General features: G+C 67.8%; 16 protein-coding genes. 10 read left to right on the top strand and 6 right to left on the bottom strand.

Annotated elements, in window-relative coordinates; genetic code table 11:
- Together WBP48_RS02185 and WBP48_RS02180 are read right to left on the bottom strand one after the other, a co-directional pair.
- The coding region (locus WBP48_RS02185; protein ID WP_424435403.1) for a hypothetical protein at positions 1–261 on the bottom strand (261 nt) is incomplete at its 3' end.
- 74 nt (positions 262–335) lie between these two features.
- Positions 336–854, bottom strand: a complete 519-nt coding sequence (locus WBP48_RS02180) for an Lrp/AsnC family transcriptional regulator (protein ID WP_424435400.1) — start codon at positions 852–854, stop codon at positions 336–338.
- A gap of 122 nt (positions 855–976) precedes the next feature.
- Here WBP48_RS02180 and WBP48_RS02175 point away from each other — a divergent pair, with 122 nt between their 5' ends.
- Both WBP48_RS02175 and WBP48_RS02170 read left to right on the top strand, forming a co-directional pair.
- Positions 977–1555 carry a hypothetical protein gene (locus WBP48_RS02175; protein ID WP_424435397.1) on the top strand — a complete coding sequence of 193 codons (579 nt, stop codon included), beginning with the start codon at positions 977–979 and terminating at the stop codon, positions 1553–1555.
- Between the two features lie 67 nt (positions 1556–1622).
- Complete coding sequence (locus WBP48_RS02170) at positions 1623–3029, top strand: aminotransferase class III-fold pyridoxal phosphate-dependent enzyme (protein WP_424435394.1); 1407 nt, start codon at positions 1623–1625, stop codon at positions 3027–3029.
- A gap of 77 nt (positions 3030–3106) precedes the next feature.
- Here the strand turns inward: WBP48_RS02170 and WBP48_RS02165 are convergent, their stop codons facing one another.
- Positions 3107–3883, bottom strand: a complete 777-nt coding sequence (locus tag WBP48_RS02165) for a gamma-glutamyl-gamma-aminobutyrate hydrolase family protein (RefSeq protein ID WP_424435391.1) — start codon at positions 3881–3883, stop codon at positions 3107–3109.
- A 193-nt stretch (positions 3884–4076) separates the two neighbouring features.
- Here WBP48_RS02165 and WBP48_RS02160 point away from each other — a divergent pair, with 193 nt between their 5' ends.
- The 3 genes from WBP48_RS02160 to WBP48_RS02150 all read left to right on the top strand — a co-directional run bounded on the left by WBP48_RS02160 (position 4077) and on the right by WBP48_RS02150 (position 7256).
- Positions 4077–4916, top strand: a complete 840-nt coding sequence (locus WBP48_RS02160) for a helix-turn-helix transcriptional regulator (protein WP_424435409.1) — start codon at positions 4077–4079, stop codon at positions 4914–4916.
- Positions 4917–5045: 129 nt separating this feature from the next.
- A complete protein-coding gene (locus WBP48_RS02155; protein WP_424435388.1) occupies positions 5046–5978 on the top strand; it encodes an SDR family oxidoreductase in 933 nt (310 codons plus the stop codon).
- Positions 5979–6326: 348 nt separating this feature from the next.
- Positions 6327–7256: an HAD-IC family P-type ATPase gene (locus WBP48_RS02150; RefSeq protein WP_424435385.1), complete on the top strand. Its 930-nt coding sequence runs from the start codon at positions 6327–6329 to the stop codon at positions 7254–7256.
- 34 nt (positions 7257–7290) lie between these two features.
- Here WBP48_RS02150 and WBP48_RS02145 read toward each other — a convergent pair whose 3' ends face one another.
- Both WBP48_RS02145 and WBP48_RS02140 read right to left on the bottom strand, forming a co-directional pair.
- On the bottom strand, positions 7291–7617 hold the full coding sequence (locus WBP48_RS02145; RefSeq protein WP_424435382.1) for a type II toxin-antitoxin system RelE/ParE family toxin: 327 nt from the start codon (positions 7615–7617) through the stop codon (positions 7291–7293).
- Complete coding sequence (locus WBP48_RS02140; protein WP_424435379.1) at positions 7574–7828, bottom strand: ribbon-helix-helix protein, CopG family; 255 nt, start codon at positions 7826–7828, stop codon at positions 7574–7576. Before WBP48_RS02140 ends, WBP48_RS02145 begins: the two co-directional genes overlap by 44 nt.
- Before the next feature lie 170 nt (positions 7829–7998).
- On the opposite strand from WBP48_RS02140, the gene WBP48_RS02135 reads away from it, so the two are divergent.
- The 4 genes from WBP48_RS02135 (at position 7999) to WBP48_RS02120 (ending at position 13388) form a co-directional block, all read left to right on the top strand.
- The gene (locus WBP48_RS02135; RefSeq protein WP_424435376.1) at positions 7999–10746 is read left to right on the top strand and encodes an AAA family ATPase; all 2748 of its coding nucleotides are present in this window, start codon (positions 7999–8001) and stop codon (positions 10744–10746) included.
- Between the two features lie 108 nt (positions 10747–10854).
- On the top strand, positions 10855–11679 hold the full coding sequence (locus WBP48_RS02130) for an alpha/beta fold hydrolase (protein WP_424435373.1): 825 nt from the start codon (positions 10855–10857) through the stop codon (positions 11677–11679).
- A gap of 17 nt (positions 11680–11696) precedes the next feature.
- Positions 11697–12545, top strand: coding sequence for an alpha/beta hydrolase (locus WBP48_RS02125; protein ID WP_424435370.1), 849 nt, complete (start codon positions 11697–11699; stop codon positions 12543–12545).
- A gap of 24 nt (positions 12546–12569) precedes the next feature.
- Positions 12570–13388, top strand: coding sequence for an MBL fold metallo-hydrolase (locus WBP48_RS02120; protein ID WP_424435367.1), 819 nt, complete (start codon positions 12570–12572; stop codon positions 13386–13388).
- Between the two features lie 54 nt (positions 13389–13442).
- Here WBP48_RS02120 and WBP48_RS02115 read toward each other — a convergent pair whose 3' ends face one another.
- Entirely contained in the window at positions 13443–13622 is a 180-nt protein-coding gene (locus WBP48_RS02115; protein ID WP_424435406.1) for a dihydrofolate reductase family protein, read from the bottom strand.
- Positions 13623–13672: 50 nt separating this feature from the next.
- Here WBP48_RS02115 and WBP48_RS02110 point away from each other — a divergent pair, with 50 nt between their 5' ends.
- The gene (locus WBP48_RS02110; protein WP_424435364.1) at positions 13673–14083 is read left to right on the top strand and encodes a hypothetical protein; all 411 of its coding nucleotides are present in this window, start codon (positions 13673–13675) and stop codon (positions 14081–14083) included.
- Positions 14084–14100 lie beyond the last annotated feature (17 nt).

Below are 14100 nucleotides of genomic sequence, written 5' to 3'. Positions count from 1 at the left end.
GGCTCCCGCGACGAGCCACGCGCCGATCCGCACCAGCACCGGACCGCGAGCCCACCACCGGGCCGTCGCACCGATCGCGACGAGCAGCGCCGCGACGAGAGCCCATCCCCACCAGGGGCTGCGGCCCAGCCAGGCGAGCGCGAACCCGAGCAGCGCGATGAGCACGAGCGGGATGCCGTCGGCCAGCGGGTGCAGAACCCGCCGATCCGCCTCACTGCCGCCGACCGCCGCGGCCCGTCGTCCCTCTGCTGCCCTCGCCACTGCCCGCTCCCGTCATCCGGACGAACCGTCGCCGGCCGGTGCCGCTCAGTGAACACCGTGTTGTCGGAACACGGTCAAGCCGGGATGGGCGCCCGGATCTCATCCCAACCCGAGACGTGCTCCATCCGGGTCACGCCGGGGATGTAGTCGAAGACGACCTGGGTGCTCGTGGTCGCGACGGCGGGGTCCATGCTGAGCCTCGTCGAGACGAGGTCGCGCAGCTGGCCGGTCGAGGTGCAGAAGACATGGATGACGAAGTCGTCGTTCCCGCCCATGAAGAAGACGTTGATGGTCTGGGGAATCCGCGCGGCCATCTCGGCGAACTCCTTGATCCGGGGCCGCGCCTGGGGCCGCAGCCGGACGAACACGAGCGCCTGGACGTTGAATCCGAGAGCCTCCACGTCGATGGTCACGTGTGCCTTGCCGACCACCCCGGCCGCGCGCAGCGCGCGGACGCGATTGATCGTCGTCGATTCCGAGACCCCCAGGCGCTCGGCCAGCGCCTTGTTGGACTGACCGGCATCCCGAAGCAGTTCCCACACGATCCGTTCGTCGAGTTCGTCCAGGTGCATCTTCTGCGGCTGAGGTGTCATGCCGACAGCCTAGATGACAGAAAGTGCATCAAAGACGTCAGTCTGCACGGCAAATGCAGGGGTAACGCAGTTGAAACAAAGAATCTGCACGATCGGTCGCGTCGCACACACAAGGAGCCATCATGTCTTCACCTTCACCTTCACCTTCACCTTCACCTTCACCTGAGCATTCCCGAAGCGAGTTCGATCCGATCGACGGGGGCCTCCACGGAACCCCGGACTCGCTGCTCGGCAGAGGCCTCGGCACGACGTCCATCGTGCTGATGGTCGTCGCGGCCGCGGCACCGCTGACCGTCGTCGCCGCAGCCATGCCCGTCGGCCTCCTCGTGACCGGCAGCATCGGCCTTCCCGTGTTCTTCATCTGCGCCGCCGTGGTCCTGCTGCTGTTCTCGGTCGGCTTCACGCGAATGAGCAGGTACGTGAAGAACGCCGTCGTCGTCTTCTTCGGCCGTCCCAGGGAGCGCAACGTCTGGGCGACCGTGGTCGCGCCCCTGCTCTCGTTGCTCGGCATGCTCCTGGTCGTGTACATGACGGTGATGAACTTCGGGATGCTGATGGGCGACGACGTCGCCGCGGCCGTGTTCATCGCGCTCATCGTTGCGTTCTTCGCCGCCGGCGTGCTCGTCGCGCTGCTCCTGCGCAGGAGCCGCCGAGACACCTACGACAAGCTCCGCGATCCCGTCGGGATCGCCGCAGCCTGAGCCTTCCCGAGTTCCCGCGGTTTCGCGCGCTCGCCACCACTCGATCACCACCGAACGGAGAAACGACATGTCCCTCACATCCGACACCGCCATCGCCATCGACAGCCACCGGTACCGCGAGAGCGCGGCCGACCATCTCTGGCGCCACTTCGCGCCGGCGCTGCCCACCGACCGCAGTGACCTCAAGGTCATCGTCAAGGGCGAGGGCTGCTACCTGTTCGACTCGGACGGCAACCGCTACCTCGATGGGCTCTCCAACCTGTTCTGCGTCAACGTCGGCTACGGCTACGGGGAGGAGCTCGGCCAGGCAGCACTCGCCCAGTACCGCGAACTCGGCTACCACGCGAACTGGGGCACGACGCACCCGCGTGCCATCGAGCTCGCCGAGCGCGTCGCGCAGCTCGCCCCCGAAGGACTCGATCACGTGTTCTTCACCCCCAGCGGCGGCGAGTCGGTCGAGGCCGCCTGGAAGATCGCGCGGCAGTACTTCCTGCTCCAGGGCAAGCGCAAGTGGAAGGCCATCTCCCGGGAGCAGGCCTACCACGGCACCACCCTGGGTGCGCTCTCGCTCGCGGGCATCAGGGAGATGCGGACGCCGTTCGAACCCCTGGTGCCACAGGTCGCCCACGTGAGCAACACGAAGCGGATCGGGCGTCCCGAGGGCGAGACCGAGGAACAGTTCACGGCCTTCCTGCTCGCGGAACTCGAGCAGCGGATTCTGAGCGAGGACCCCGACACCGTCGCGATGGTCATCGTCGAGCCCGTCCAGAACCACGGGGGCATGCTGCTTCCGCCGGCCGGGTACCTGACTGGCATCCGGGAGCTGTGCGACAAGTACGACCTGCTCGCCGTCGCCGACGAGACCATCACTGCGTTCGGCAGGGTCGGGGCGTGGTTCGCGTCCGAGCGGTTCGGCTTCGCTCCCGACATCATCACCACGGCGAAGGGGCTCTCGTCAGCCCACGCGGTGATCGGCGCCGTGATCGTGAACGACCGGGTGCACGAGCCGTTCGTCGCCGAGGGCATGATGCTCGCCCACGGGAACACCTTCGGGGGGCACCCCGTGATGACGGCGGTGTCGCTCAAGAACCTGGAGATCATGGAGCGGCTCGACCTGCCGCAGCGTGTTCTCGACAATGAGGAGGAGCTCGGCCGAAAGCTGCGAACCCTCCTGGATCTGCCCGGCGTCGTCGACGTCCGCGGGATCGGGTACTTCTGGGCCGTCGAGCTGACGACGCAGACCCCGGGAGGGCAGCCTCTGTCTGAGGAACAGTTGATCGAGCTCTACGGTCCCGGCGCCCTCGCCGGGCCGATCGAGGAGCGCGGCGTGCTGCTGCGAGTGAGCACGGACGGCGGCGACCCCGTCGTCTGCGTCGCGCCGCCGCTCGTCGCGGGATCCGAGGAGTTCGAGCTGATCGTCAATGCTCTTCGGGCCGTCCTCACCGACATCCAGGGTGCGTGGGCACTGCTGTAGGGGGCGTCAGGCCTTGACCCCGTTTCTGGGCTTCGGGGTCAAGGCCCGCCAGGTTCGCGCTCAGTTGCGCCCTCTCCTCATAGAACGCCCATCGCGCGGAACGCCGGGCACTGTTCGGTGGGCACCTGCGATGCCGCGGCGCGCGCCACCAGCGCATCGAGCAGTACGGCAAGGTCTTCGGGCGTCGATCGTGGTGCTTCGGGATGCCACTGCACGCCGAGGATCCAGGGGGCACCGGCATGCGACTCGATCGCTTCGACCACGCCGTCGTCGGCGCGCGCGGCGATGCGCAGGCCCTCGCCGAGGAGGTCGACGGCCTGGTGATGAGCCGAGGTGACCTCGAGTCGTCGATTGCCGACGATGGCCGACAGGCGTGTCTCTGGTTCGATCTCGATCTCGTGCCGGGTGAAGCCGTCGTGTTCGTCGTTGCTGCGATGCGCGGCGTCGTCCCCGAGATGCTGGACGAGCGTGCCGCCGAGCGCGACGTTGACCAGTTGCGCACCACGGCAGATGCCGAGCACCGGGCGGTCGAGGTTCACGGCGGCGCGTATCAACCGGGTCTCGAACTCGTCGGCGGGGCGATGGGTGCCCTGCACCGTACTGTGCGGGGTGTGACGGTACAGCGTCGGATCGATGTCGGCGCCGCCGAGGACGATGACGGCATCCGCGCCGGAGGCGGCAGCTTCTGGCTCGGTGTCGCGCACCGCGTCGAGCACGCGCACCTGCACGCCGCGGGCGCGCAGCGCGTCCACGACGGGCGTGGCAAGCCGATCGAGCTCGCGACTGAACCACTCGGGCGCGGCGGGAGAGTCGTGCGCGTAGGAGATGGCAACGACAGGATGCCGGATGCTCACGGGCGGATCCTCCTTCTGATGCGAAAGTCTTCGTGACATGAGCCACACCTTCTCGCCCCACGGCGCGGCAGCGCGAGCGCCTTCTGGCTTCGTCCCAAGGGTGGATTGTCGGAGCGTGGATGCGGCGTCCCATGCCGCGGTATGAAGAGGATAGCCCCGCACGTGGGTGGTTCGGAGCGAATGGTGGATGCCGGTGATCGATCGCGAGGGACTGGCGGCGTTTCTGCGGCGGCGGCGTGAGTCGCTACAGCCCGAGGACGTCGGTCTGTCACGCGGTCAACGTCGGCGGACGAGCGGGCTGCGGCGAGAGGAGGTCGCGGCGCTGTGCCACATGTCGACCGACTACTACGCGCGGCTGGAGCGGGGTACGGGGCCGCAGCCGTCGGAGCAGATGATGGCGTCGATCGCGCAGGGGCTTCACCTCTCGCTCGGCGAGCGCGATCACGTCTTCCGGCTCGCCGGTCACAACCCGCCCGCGCGGGGCGCCGACGGCGGGCACATCAGTCCGGGGCTGCTGCGCATCCTCGATCGCCTGCAGGACACTCCGGCCGAGATCGTCACCGAGCTGGGCGAAACGCTGCGGCAGAGCGCGCTCGGGGTCGCGCTGCTCGGCGATGCGTCCCGGCATTCCGGTCCTGCGCGGAGCATCGGATACCGGTGGTTCACCGATCCGGATGCTCGCCGCGCGTACCCGCCAGACGAGCAGGACGTGCTGTCGCGCGTGTACGCCTCGGGCCTGCGCGAGATCGCCACGCTGCGGGGTCACGGTTCGCGGGCAGCGGCGCTCGCCGACGCATTACGCGCGCGCAGCGACGAGTTCCGCGAGCTGTGGGACCGGCACGAGGTCGGGCTGCGACCGCCCGAGGTGAAGCGCTTCGAGCACCCGGTGGTGGGGATGCTGGAGCTGAACTGCCAGACGCTGCTCGACCCGGAACAGTCGCACCGGCTGCTCGTCTACACCGCCGCGCCGGGCGGCGAGAGCCACGAGAAGCTGCAACTGCTCGCGGTGATCGGGACGCAATCACTCGCGTGACGGGGATCTTCTCCGAAGGGGTGGACCGACAGTCAGCGGATCGGCGGGCACTGAATCCGTTCTTGCAATCAACCGAGCATGGGTCACACGTTGACGTCGGCCGCCGGGCCGCACTCGAAGGGACTCCCCATGCCACGCACTCCGCACATCGCCATCCCGGACCTCACCGGAAACCTCGCCGTCGTCACCGGCGCGAGCGACGGCATCGGCCGGGTGATCGCCACCCGGCTCGCCGCGGCGGGCGCGGAGGTCATCATGCCCGTGCGCTCCGCCGCAAAGGGCCAAGCCGCCGTCGAACACATCCGCGGCCAGGTGCCGGACGCGCGAGTCTCCACGCGCCCGCTCGACCTGTCGTCGCTCGCATCGGTCGGTGGCTTCGCGGCCGGACTCGTCGAAGAGGGGCGCCCCATCGGCATCTTCATCAACAACGCCGGGGTCATGCAGCCGCCGCACCGCCAGGTCACGACCGACGGTTTCGAGCTGCAGTTCGGCACGAACCACCTGGGCCACTTCGCGCTCACGATGGGGCTGCTGCCGCTGCTGCGGGAGCGTGGCGCCCGCGTCACGCATCAGACGAGCATCGCCGCGCGCAGCGGCGCGATCGACTGGGACGACCTGAACGGCGAGACCGGCTACGACGTGATGAGGTCGTACAGCGCGTCGAAGATCGCGGTCGGCCTGTTCGCCCGTGAGCTCGATGCCCGTAGCCGCGCCGCGGGCTGGGGCATCAGCAGCAACCTTGCGCACCCGGGTGTCTCGCCCACGAATCTGCTCGCGGCGCAACCCGGTCTGGGCCGCGAGAAGGAGACCGGCGGGCGGCGGATGATCCGCCTCACGTCGCACCTCGGGATCAGCGGCACCGTCGCCTCCGCGGCGTTGCCGGCACTCGTCGCAGCGACCGCGCCGGATGCCCGCGGCGACCAGTTCTACGGCCCGAGCCGCACGACCGCGGGCCGGCCGGTGCTGCTCGGCGAGTTCTGGAAGCCCCTGCAGAGCAGCGACGACGCCCGTCGGCTCTGGGACGTGTCCGAGCGGCTCGTCGGCGCGCGGGCCGGGGCGTGACGGGTGGACCCTCGGCATCCGTTCACCCGACCCGAAGTGTCGCCTTCGCCCCCCGTTTGGCGACAACATGGGTCGGATGAAGGCGCGGCACGGTGGCGGCGCAGTGCGGATGGATGCCGGGCGTCGGGCAGGGCGAGTAGGGATTGCAGAAGACGCGAGTTCGGAGTCGCAGCCGGTTCATCCGTCCTAAAGTGTCGCCAACTCCGGCGGATGCCGACCACTTGAGCCGGATGAGCGCGCCGACTGCTGCACGGACGGCATCCGCAACCTCGGCGCCTCCGTCATCTGCGACGCGCGCTCGCGCGGCGACGCCTCCACTTCTCAAGCGCCGCGACACTACAGCAATGGATGTATAGTCCCCGCCCCCTCGTCCCCGCCGTGCTCATCGCGGCCGCCCTGGTCGCGGTGTTCGGGTTCATCGTCGGCTACCCCGGCCTGTGGGTCGAACGCGCCCTCGTCGTCCTCGTCGCCGCGTCCCCCTGCGCGCTGGCGATCGCCGTCCCGGTCACGGTGATCAGCGCGATCGGGTCGGTGTCGAAGTTCGGCGTCGTCATCAAGTCCGGGGAGGCGTTCGAGCAGTTCGGCACCATCCGCACCGTCGCCCTGGACAAGACCGGCACTCTCACCCGTAACGAGCCGCAGGTCGTCGAGATCGAAGCCGCCCCCGGCCGCACCCGAGACGACGTGCTCGCTCTTGCCGCCGCTCTCGAGTCCACCAGTACGCACCCGCTCGCCGCGGCGATCACCGCGGCCGCCCCCGGCGCTGCGCCGGGTCAGGATGTCGTTGAGGAGGCCAGGCACGGCATCATCGGCCGCGTCGGCGCCACCGCCGTGCGGGTCGGGAACGTCCGTTGGCTGAACCCCGGCCCGCTGCAGGACACCGCGGACGAGATGGCCGGCGCCGGCATGACCGTGGTCGTCGTCGAAGCCGGCGGGCAGATCGCCGGGCTCATCGGCATCCGCGACGAACTCCGCCCAGAAGCGGCAGAGACGATCCAGCTGCTGAACGCGCAGGGCATCCGCACCGTCAGCTGGGGCGACCAGCAGGTGGACCACTCCGCGTTGTTCCGCAGCTTCGCCGAGCAGCTCGAGCTGGACCTCGTGGCTTACGACGCCGAGGTCGCCGACCCCGCGACCCGGGAGCGGATCGAGGAGGATGCCGTGGAGGGGCGCGCGATGGGTGTGCAGGGCACCCCGACGTTTTTCCTCGACGGCGAGAAGCTTGAGTTGACCCAGCTGAGCGATCTGACCGACGCGCTCGACCGCGCGGTCGGGTAGTCGCCGGTTCTTCAGCGGCGGAGTGAGACGGCGCTCAGTCGACGTCGACAGTGTCGCGACGAGTGTGCAGCACGCGAAGAACGAGGATGCCTTCGTCGTCAACGGCGTAGAAGATGCCGTAAGGGAACTGACGCATTCGGGCGCGCCTCACCCCAGCGAACCCGTCGACCGGCGGTGCCCCGTTGGGGAAGGTGACGAGACGTTGCATCACCCGGTCGAGCTGGTCGAGGAAGCGCTCCTCGAGGCTCTCGTCGATCGTGCGATAGTGCTCTCGGGCATCGTCCAGATCCCCGGCGCGAGCTCCGTGAGCCGAAGCCTCACTGGTCGGCGCGCAGTTCAGCGCGGACCTGATCCCAATCACGGCTCCGCTCGGGAGTCTGCGTTGCCTCATCGAGCGCCGCGACGAGCCATCGCCGCTCATCGTCGGTCGGTACGTACACGGCTTCGCCGAAGTGCGTCCGCAACGCTTCTTGGATGACCTCCGAACGTGTGCGGTGCTCGACAGTTCGGGCCCGTTCCACGATCTCGAAGAGTTCCTCGGGCAGCGTGACGGCGACCTTGCGCACCGACATCGTTCCTCCAGGGTGGTTGGTATGACAAAAGCATACCTGTCGCCGGCTCTTCAGCGGCGGTGCCCCCACAGTCGCGCCCATCGTTCAGCGGCGAGGTCACGCGGCAGCGCGTTGGCGTCGATTGCGGCCGATCACATGTTGCGTACTTTTCCCGATTCACGGGCTTCGCTATGGTGATCGTCATATCCGCTCGAAGCCAGATTCCGCTCGTTGGTCGCGCGCTGGAGCTGGACCGCCTCCATGCGCTCCTTGGGCATGTCCGTAATGGGGGCAGTGGGGCCTTGTGGGTGACGGGGGAACCAGGTATCGGGAAGACCTCGCTTCTCGAGGCCGCAGTCGGCACGGCGTCCGGGCTCAGAGTGCTGAGCATCAGCGGATACGAAGTGGAGTCTTCGGTTGCGTACGGTGCGATACAGAGGCTCGGAAGTCCGCTCGCGGAGTACTTGCCGCAGATTCCGGAGCGACAGCGTCACGCGCTGCAGATCGCAGCCGGTCTCGTCGACGGGGCTGGGGTCGAGCGTTCGTTGGTGGGGTTGGCGGGACTCTCATTGCTCTCTCTGGCCGCCGAAGGAAGCCCGTTGCTCTGCGTCATCGATGACGCGCAGCACTTGGACCAGGAGTCCCTGGAAGTGCTCGGCTTCATCGCACGGCGGCTCGAGGCCGAGGCAGTCGGCATCGTCTTTGCCAGCCGAGGCGAGGACGGCACGGGGTCGGGGCTTGCAGGGGTCCCCGAGTTGCGCGTGTCGGGATTGACGAGCTCAGCGAGCGTCGAACTCCTCGGGCACGTGCTGTCAGCGCCCCTCGACCCTGCCGTGCAGGCCGAGATCATCGAGGGAGCGAGAGGGAATCCTCTTGCCCTGCACGAGTTAGCCAGCGATTGGGGTGCGCACGAGCTCACCAGGCTCGCGCTGTACCCCTCGCCGCGCCCTGTGGGTCGGCGGCTCGAAGTGCACTATGCGCAGAAGGTTTCGTCCCTTCCGCCCGAGTCGCAACTGTGGATCCTTGTCGCGGCCGCCGAGTCCACCGGCAACTCGGCGGTTGTGCGCTCCGCCGCTCGCGATCTCGGGCTACCGGAGTCGGCCTCGACGCCAGTCGAGCAGGCGGGACTGGTGCAACTGCGCGATACGGTTCAGTTTCGGCATCCACTCGTCCGCTCCGCCGTTTACACTTCGGCCTCGGACGCCGATCGGCGCAGCGTGCACAGGGCGCTTGCGATGCGAGCGGAGGCCGATGGATATGAGGAAGTGGCGGTGTGGCACGCGGCGGCCGCTGCGGAGTCGCCCGCTGCCGAGGTCGCCGAGCGACTCATCGCACTGGCCCAGCGCGCTGGGATCCGTGGCGGGCACGCTTCGAAGGCGCGACTCCTCGCCCGTGCTGCGGATATGACATCGGGACGAGATGCGCGAAACGTGCTGTTGATCGATGCCGCGGAAGCGGCGAGCACCGCCGGGATGATGCGTCTCGCCCGCGAGCTGACCGTCACCATCGACACTGAGTCTCTCGACTCCGTCTCGCGAGGAAGACTCCTCGTGATCCGCGCGATGGCGGCGCAGTTCCTGGCGGATCGAGCCGGGTTGGACGAAGCGCGGATGATGCTCCTGCGGGCCGCCGACAGCTTTCGCGGTCACGCGCCTGTGCTCGAGCAAAGGGCGCTTCTCCTTACGTACCACGTGATCCAGTCGACGCAGACGGAGGAGGACCTCGATGCGCTGCCGGCGTTCGGTCGACGGCTTCGGGAGGCGGCTCAATCCGCACCTGGCTCGCTTTCAGTCGCATTGCGCGCCATCGCAGCGCTCATTCTCGACCCCTACGACGATGCGGTCGTTGTCCTGCGCGAATCGGTGACCATGCTGAAAGAGATGGCGGACGGCGAGCTGATCGCGCTGTCGGCGTTCGCGGTCATACCCACGGTTGCGCTCTGGGAAGCGGATGCGGGGCTCGAGCTGCTCGACCGTGCCGCGAAGGCTGCACGCGAAGGCGGCGCCCTCCATGAATTGGACATCGTGCTGTGGACGGCGAGCGCAGTCGAACTCTCGCGGGGCAACCCCGCGGGGGCGGCTGCCTACCTTTCGCACGCGGCGGACGTGCGACAGGCGATCGGCTATATCGATCAGCTTGCCGTCAACGCGGGGTACCTCGCCTGGAGCGGCACTGACATCGCCACAGTCCGCGACGTGGGCGACGCGATGGCGAACGCCGGGTTCGGTGGGATCACCCGCATTGCATCGGCTGGGATCGCGGCCGCCCACCTTGCATCAGGCAACTACGAAGACGCGTATCGGCTCTTGCGGAGGCTTCTCGACCGACCCTTCCTACAGGCGTCGTTCCACCAGAATCCGGACTTCGTTGAGGCGTGCGTGCGGAGTGGCAATCTGACGGATGCGGCACCCGCGGTCGCGCTCATGCGACGGTTCGCCGCGGCGAGCGGAGCGGATTGGGCTATCGGAATGGCTGCGCGGTGCGACGCTCTCGTCGCTGCGGATGACGAAGCGCGGTCGCTCTATGAGCGCTCTGTCGAGGTCCTCGACCGCACCGGATTGATCGGCGAGCGAGGCCGATCGCGACTGCTGCTGGGCGAGTGGTTGCGCCGCAGAGGACTGAGAGCTGAGGCGGCACGACATCTTTCCGATGCGTACTTGCTCCTCGCCCAAGCGGGAGCGGTGCTGTTCGCCGAACGAGCTCGCCGGGAACTGCGCGCGACAGGGAAGATCCCGCCACCTATTACTTCCAACGCCATGGACGATCTGACCGCGCAAGAGCAAGCGGTCGCGCGGCTTGCCGCAGCCGGAAACACCAATGCCGAGATCGGTGAAGCCTTGTTCATCAGCGTGAACACCGTCGACTACCACCTTCGCAAAGTCTTCCGGAAACTCGGAGTCACCTCTCGCCGCCAGCTCGCCGCGAGCCTCGGCGGTTAGCACCGCGAACGGCGCGTAGTCGCACCACGAACGCAAGACTACGCATCTCGCGTGGGGCGCCGAGCGGTGCCGCGGCGCCAGCATGTCCTCAATCACGAGGAGGACGAAATGCCCTACGTCACCACCGAAGACGGCACCCAGATCTTCTACAAGGACTGGGGATCCGCCGGCTCGCCGGTCGTACTGAGCCACGGGTGGCCGCTCAACTCCGACGCCTGGGAAGCAGCGGCGCTCTTCCTCGCGAAGCATGGACATCGCGTCATCGCGCATGACCGCCGGGGGCATGGCAAGTCGTCCCAGACGTGGGATGGCAACGAGATGGACACCTACGCCGACGATCTCGCCTGCCTGATCGACACGCTCGACCTGCGCGACCTCACGCTCGTCGGGCACTCGACGGGCGGCGGTGAGGTTGTCCGCTATGTCGGTCGTCACGGTTCGTCACGCGTGAAGAGCGTCGTCCTCGTTTCCGCCGTCACACCGTTCATGCTACGCACGGCGGGCAACCCGGCCGGAGCACCGATCGACGTCTTCGACGGGATCCGTGCCGGTGAGGAGCAGAACCGGTCCCAGCTCTACCGGAGCCTCGCCGACGGACCGTTCTTCGGCAACAACCGGACGGGCGACATCCCCCAGGGGACGCGGGATGCCTTCTGGCTGCAGGGACTCGCATCCGGTGCAAGAAACGCGTACGAGTGCATCGCGGCGTTCAGCGCCACTGATTTCCGATCCGACCTGGCGGCGATCGATGTGCCCGCCCTCGTCATCCACGGCGACGACGATCAGATCGTGCCGTTCGAGATCAGCGGGAAGCTGTCGCCGCCATTGCTGCCGAACGGGACGCTGATCGTTTACGAGGGCGGCGCGCATGGACTGCCCGACACAGCGCGAGAGCGTCTGCACGCCGATCTGCTCGCCTTCATCGACGCCTGAAACGGAAGGGATCCACCATGACCGAATCAACTTCTCTCCCACCGATCGTCCTCGTCCACGGACTGTGGATGACGTCATCCAGCTGGGACACCTGGGCCGGACGCTACCGCGCCCGAGGGCACGAGGTCATCACCCCCGGCTGGCCGGGCGTCGATTCCAGAACGCCCGACGATGTCCGCCGCGACCCCAGTGCCCTCGAGAATCGCGGAATCACCGAGATCGTGGACTCGTACGACAGGATCATCAGAGGTCTCTCGCAGGCGCCCGTCATCATGGGCCACTCGTTCGGAGGCATCTTCGTTCAGATGCTCCTGGATCGGGGGCTCGGTGTCGCCGGCGTCGGTGTGGAGCCGGGTCAGCCCGCGGGCGTGCTCGCGCTCCCCTTCTCGACGCTACGCACCGGGTTGCCGATCCTCGCGAACCCCTTCCGCATCCGCAAGGCCAATGCGTTCTCGAAGAGGCACTTCCATTACACGTTCGGCAACGACTTGAGCCGAGAAGAGTCGGATCGGGAATGGGAGGCGAGTGCCATCCCGTCGGTGAACCGCGTGTTCTTCGAGGGTGTCCTCTCCTTGCCGAAGACGCGCACCGGCATCACACGCGTCGACTTCCACAAGCCCGACCGCGCTCCGCTGCTGCTCGTCTCCGGCGGCATCGATCACGTCGCGCCGCCCGCGATTCAGAAGGCCGCGCTGAAGAAATACTCTGCCGGGCCGGCGCTCGTCGAGCGGATCGAGTTCCCCGGACGCACGCACCGGATCGTCAGTCAAGAAGGCTGGGAGGAAGTCGCGGACTATGCCCTCGACTGGTCATTGCGGCAAGCGGCGTCCACCACGGCGGCAGGCACGAGCGCGCCTCGGGGATGACTCGGAGATCGCACCATGAGAGTCATGCGCATCGGAGGACCCACCCTCCTCGTGGAGATGGACGACTGGCGGATCCTGATCGATCCGACCTTCGATCCACCCGGCCGCCGCTACCCGTTCGCGCTGGGGACCTCGAGCGTGAAAACTCGCGGACCGGCGCTCTCCGTCGACGACCTCGGACGTGTCGACGTCATCCTGCTCAGCCACGACCACCACGCCGACAACCTCGATGCCGCCGGCCGCGCGATGCTGCCCGCTGCCTCGCACGTCGTCACCACCGTGAGCGGCGCTCGGCGCCTGGGCATCCCGCATGTCCATGGACTTCGTCCGGACCACGACGTGGTGCTGGAGCATCCCTCGAAGCAACCGCTCAGGATTTCGGCGACACCGTCTCGGCACGGACCGCCGCTCAGCAGGCCCGTTGTCGGAGAAGTCATCGGCTTCGCCGTCCGAAGGCAGCATCACGCCCGGACGGATCTCTGGGTCACTGGCGACACAGTTCTCACGCGACGCCTGCGTAGAGTCGCGAAAGGCATGGACGTTGACGTCGCCATCGTGAATGCGGGCGGCGTCCGATTCCGCATCACCGGACCCCTCGAGTACACCATGACCGGCGCGGACGCGGTGACACTCGTCGGACTGCTCCAACCAAGAGTCGCCATTCCTGCCCACTACGACGGCTGGTCTCACTTCCGCGATGGCGAAACCGGAATGCGGGCCGCGATCCGGGACGCGCCGAGGTCGGTTCGTGAGCGATTCTGCTGGCTCCCGGATGGCCGTGCCGTCGACCTCACCGCGCAACTGAACACCTCCCATCACACCACAGAAAGGCCACTCTCATGATCACTCGAAAGCGCCGCAGCATCCTCGTCTCGCGGCCGCAGCTCTGGTCCTCGGTCAGCGGAGGACGCGGTAGCGGAGGTGGACTTCGCTGGCGAAGGCCGACGTCTCGACACGCTCGAGGCGGATGCTCTCTTCGAGTCCCGCGAACAGTGAGATCCCCGTGCCCAGGATGACCGGCACGACGTGCAGTTGGATCTCGTCGACGAGTCCGAGGGCGAGGCACTGCCTCGAGATTGTGCCTCCGAGGCGTATCGATCTATATCCGTGGCTGATATAGTTCGATGGTGTCCACGGTCCGTAGCCGGGTTCTTCCGGCAGTCGTGCTGGTCGTCGCCGCGGGGCTAGTCACGGTTGTCATCGTGCTCCCGTTCCTGCCGGGGGAGCACGATCCGCTTGCGCGCGCGGCATCGACCGCGCTCCAGTTGATCGGCATCGCGAGTCTGCTGCTGGTGCCGCTCGGGCTCGGCTGGATCGCGCATGAGGTCGTGGTCGCGGCGCGGATGGCCCGAGGTCATCAGGTGACGCTACGTCGTCGAGGGCTCACCCTCGCGCTGCTCGGTTCTCTTGTCGGTCTGCTCGCGATCTTGGTGCTCGCCGGAGTCGCCACGGGAGCTCTCGTCCTCGCCATCGTCGCCGCGGTCGCCGCAGTCGGGGCGACGGCCGCGATGGTCGTGGCGCGCCGGCGGCCGGTGTAACGCGAACGCCCCGGGCC

This window comes from Microbacterium sp. (assembly GCF_049661145.1).
Classification (GTDB): domain Bacteria; phylum Actinomycetota; class Actinomycetes; order Actinomycetales; family Microbacteriaceae; genus Microbacterium.
This window is presented reverse-complemented; position numbering and strand designations above follow the sequence as displayed.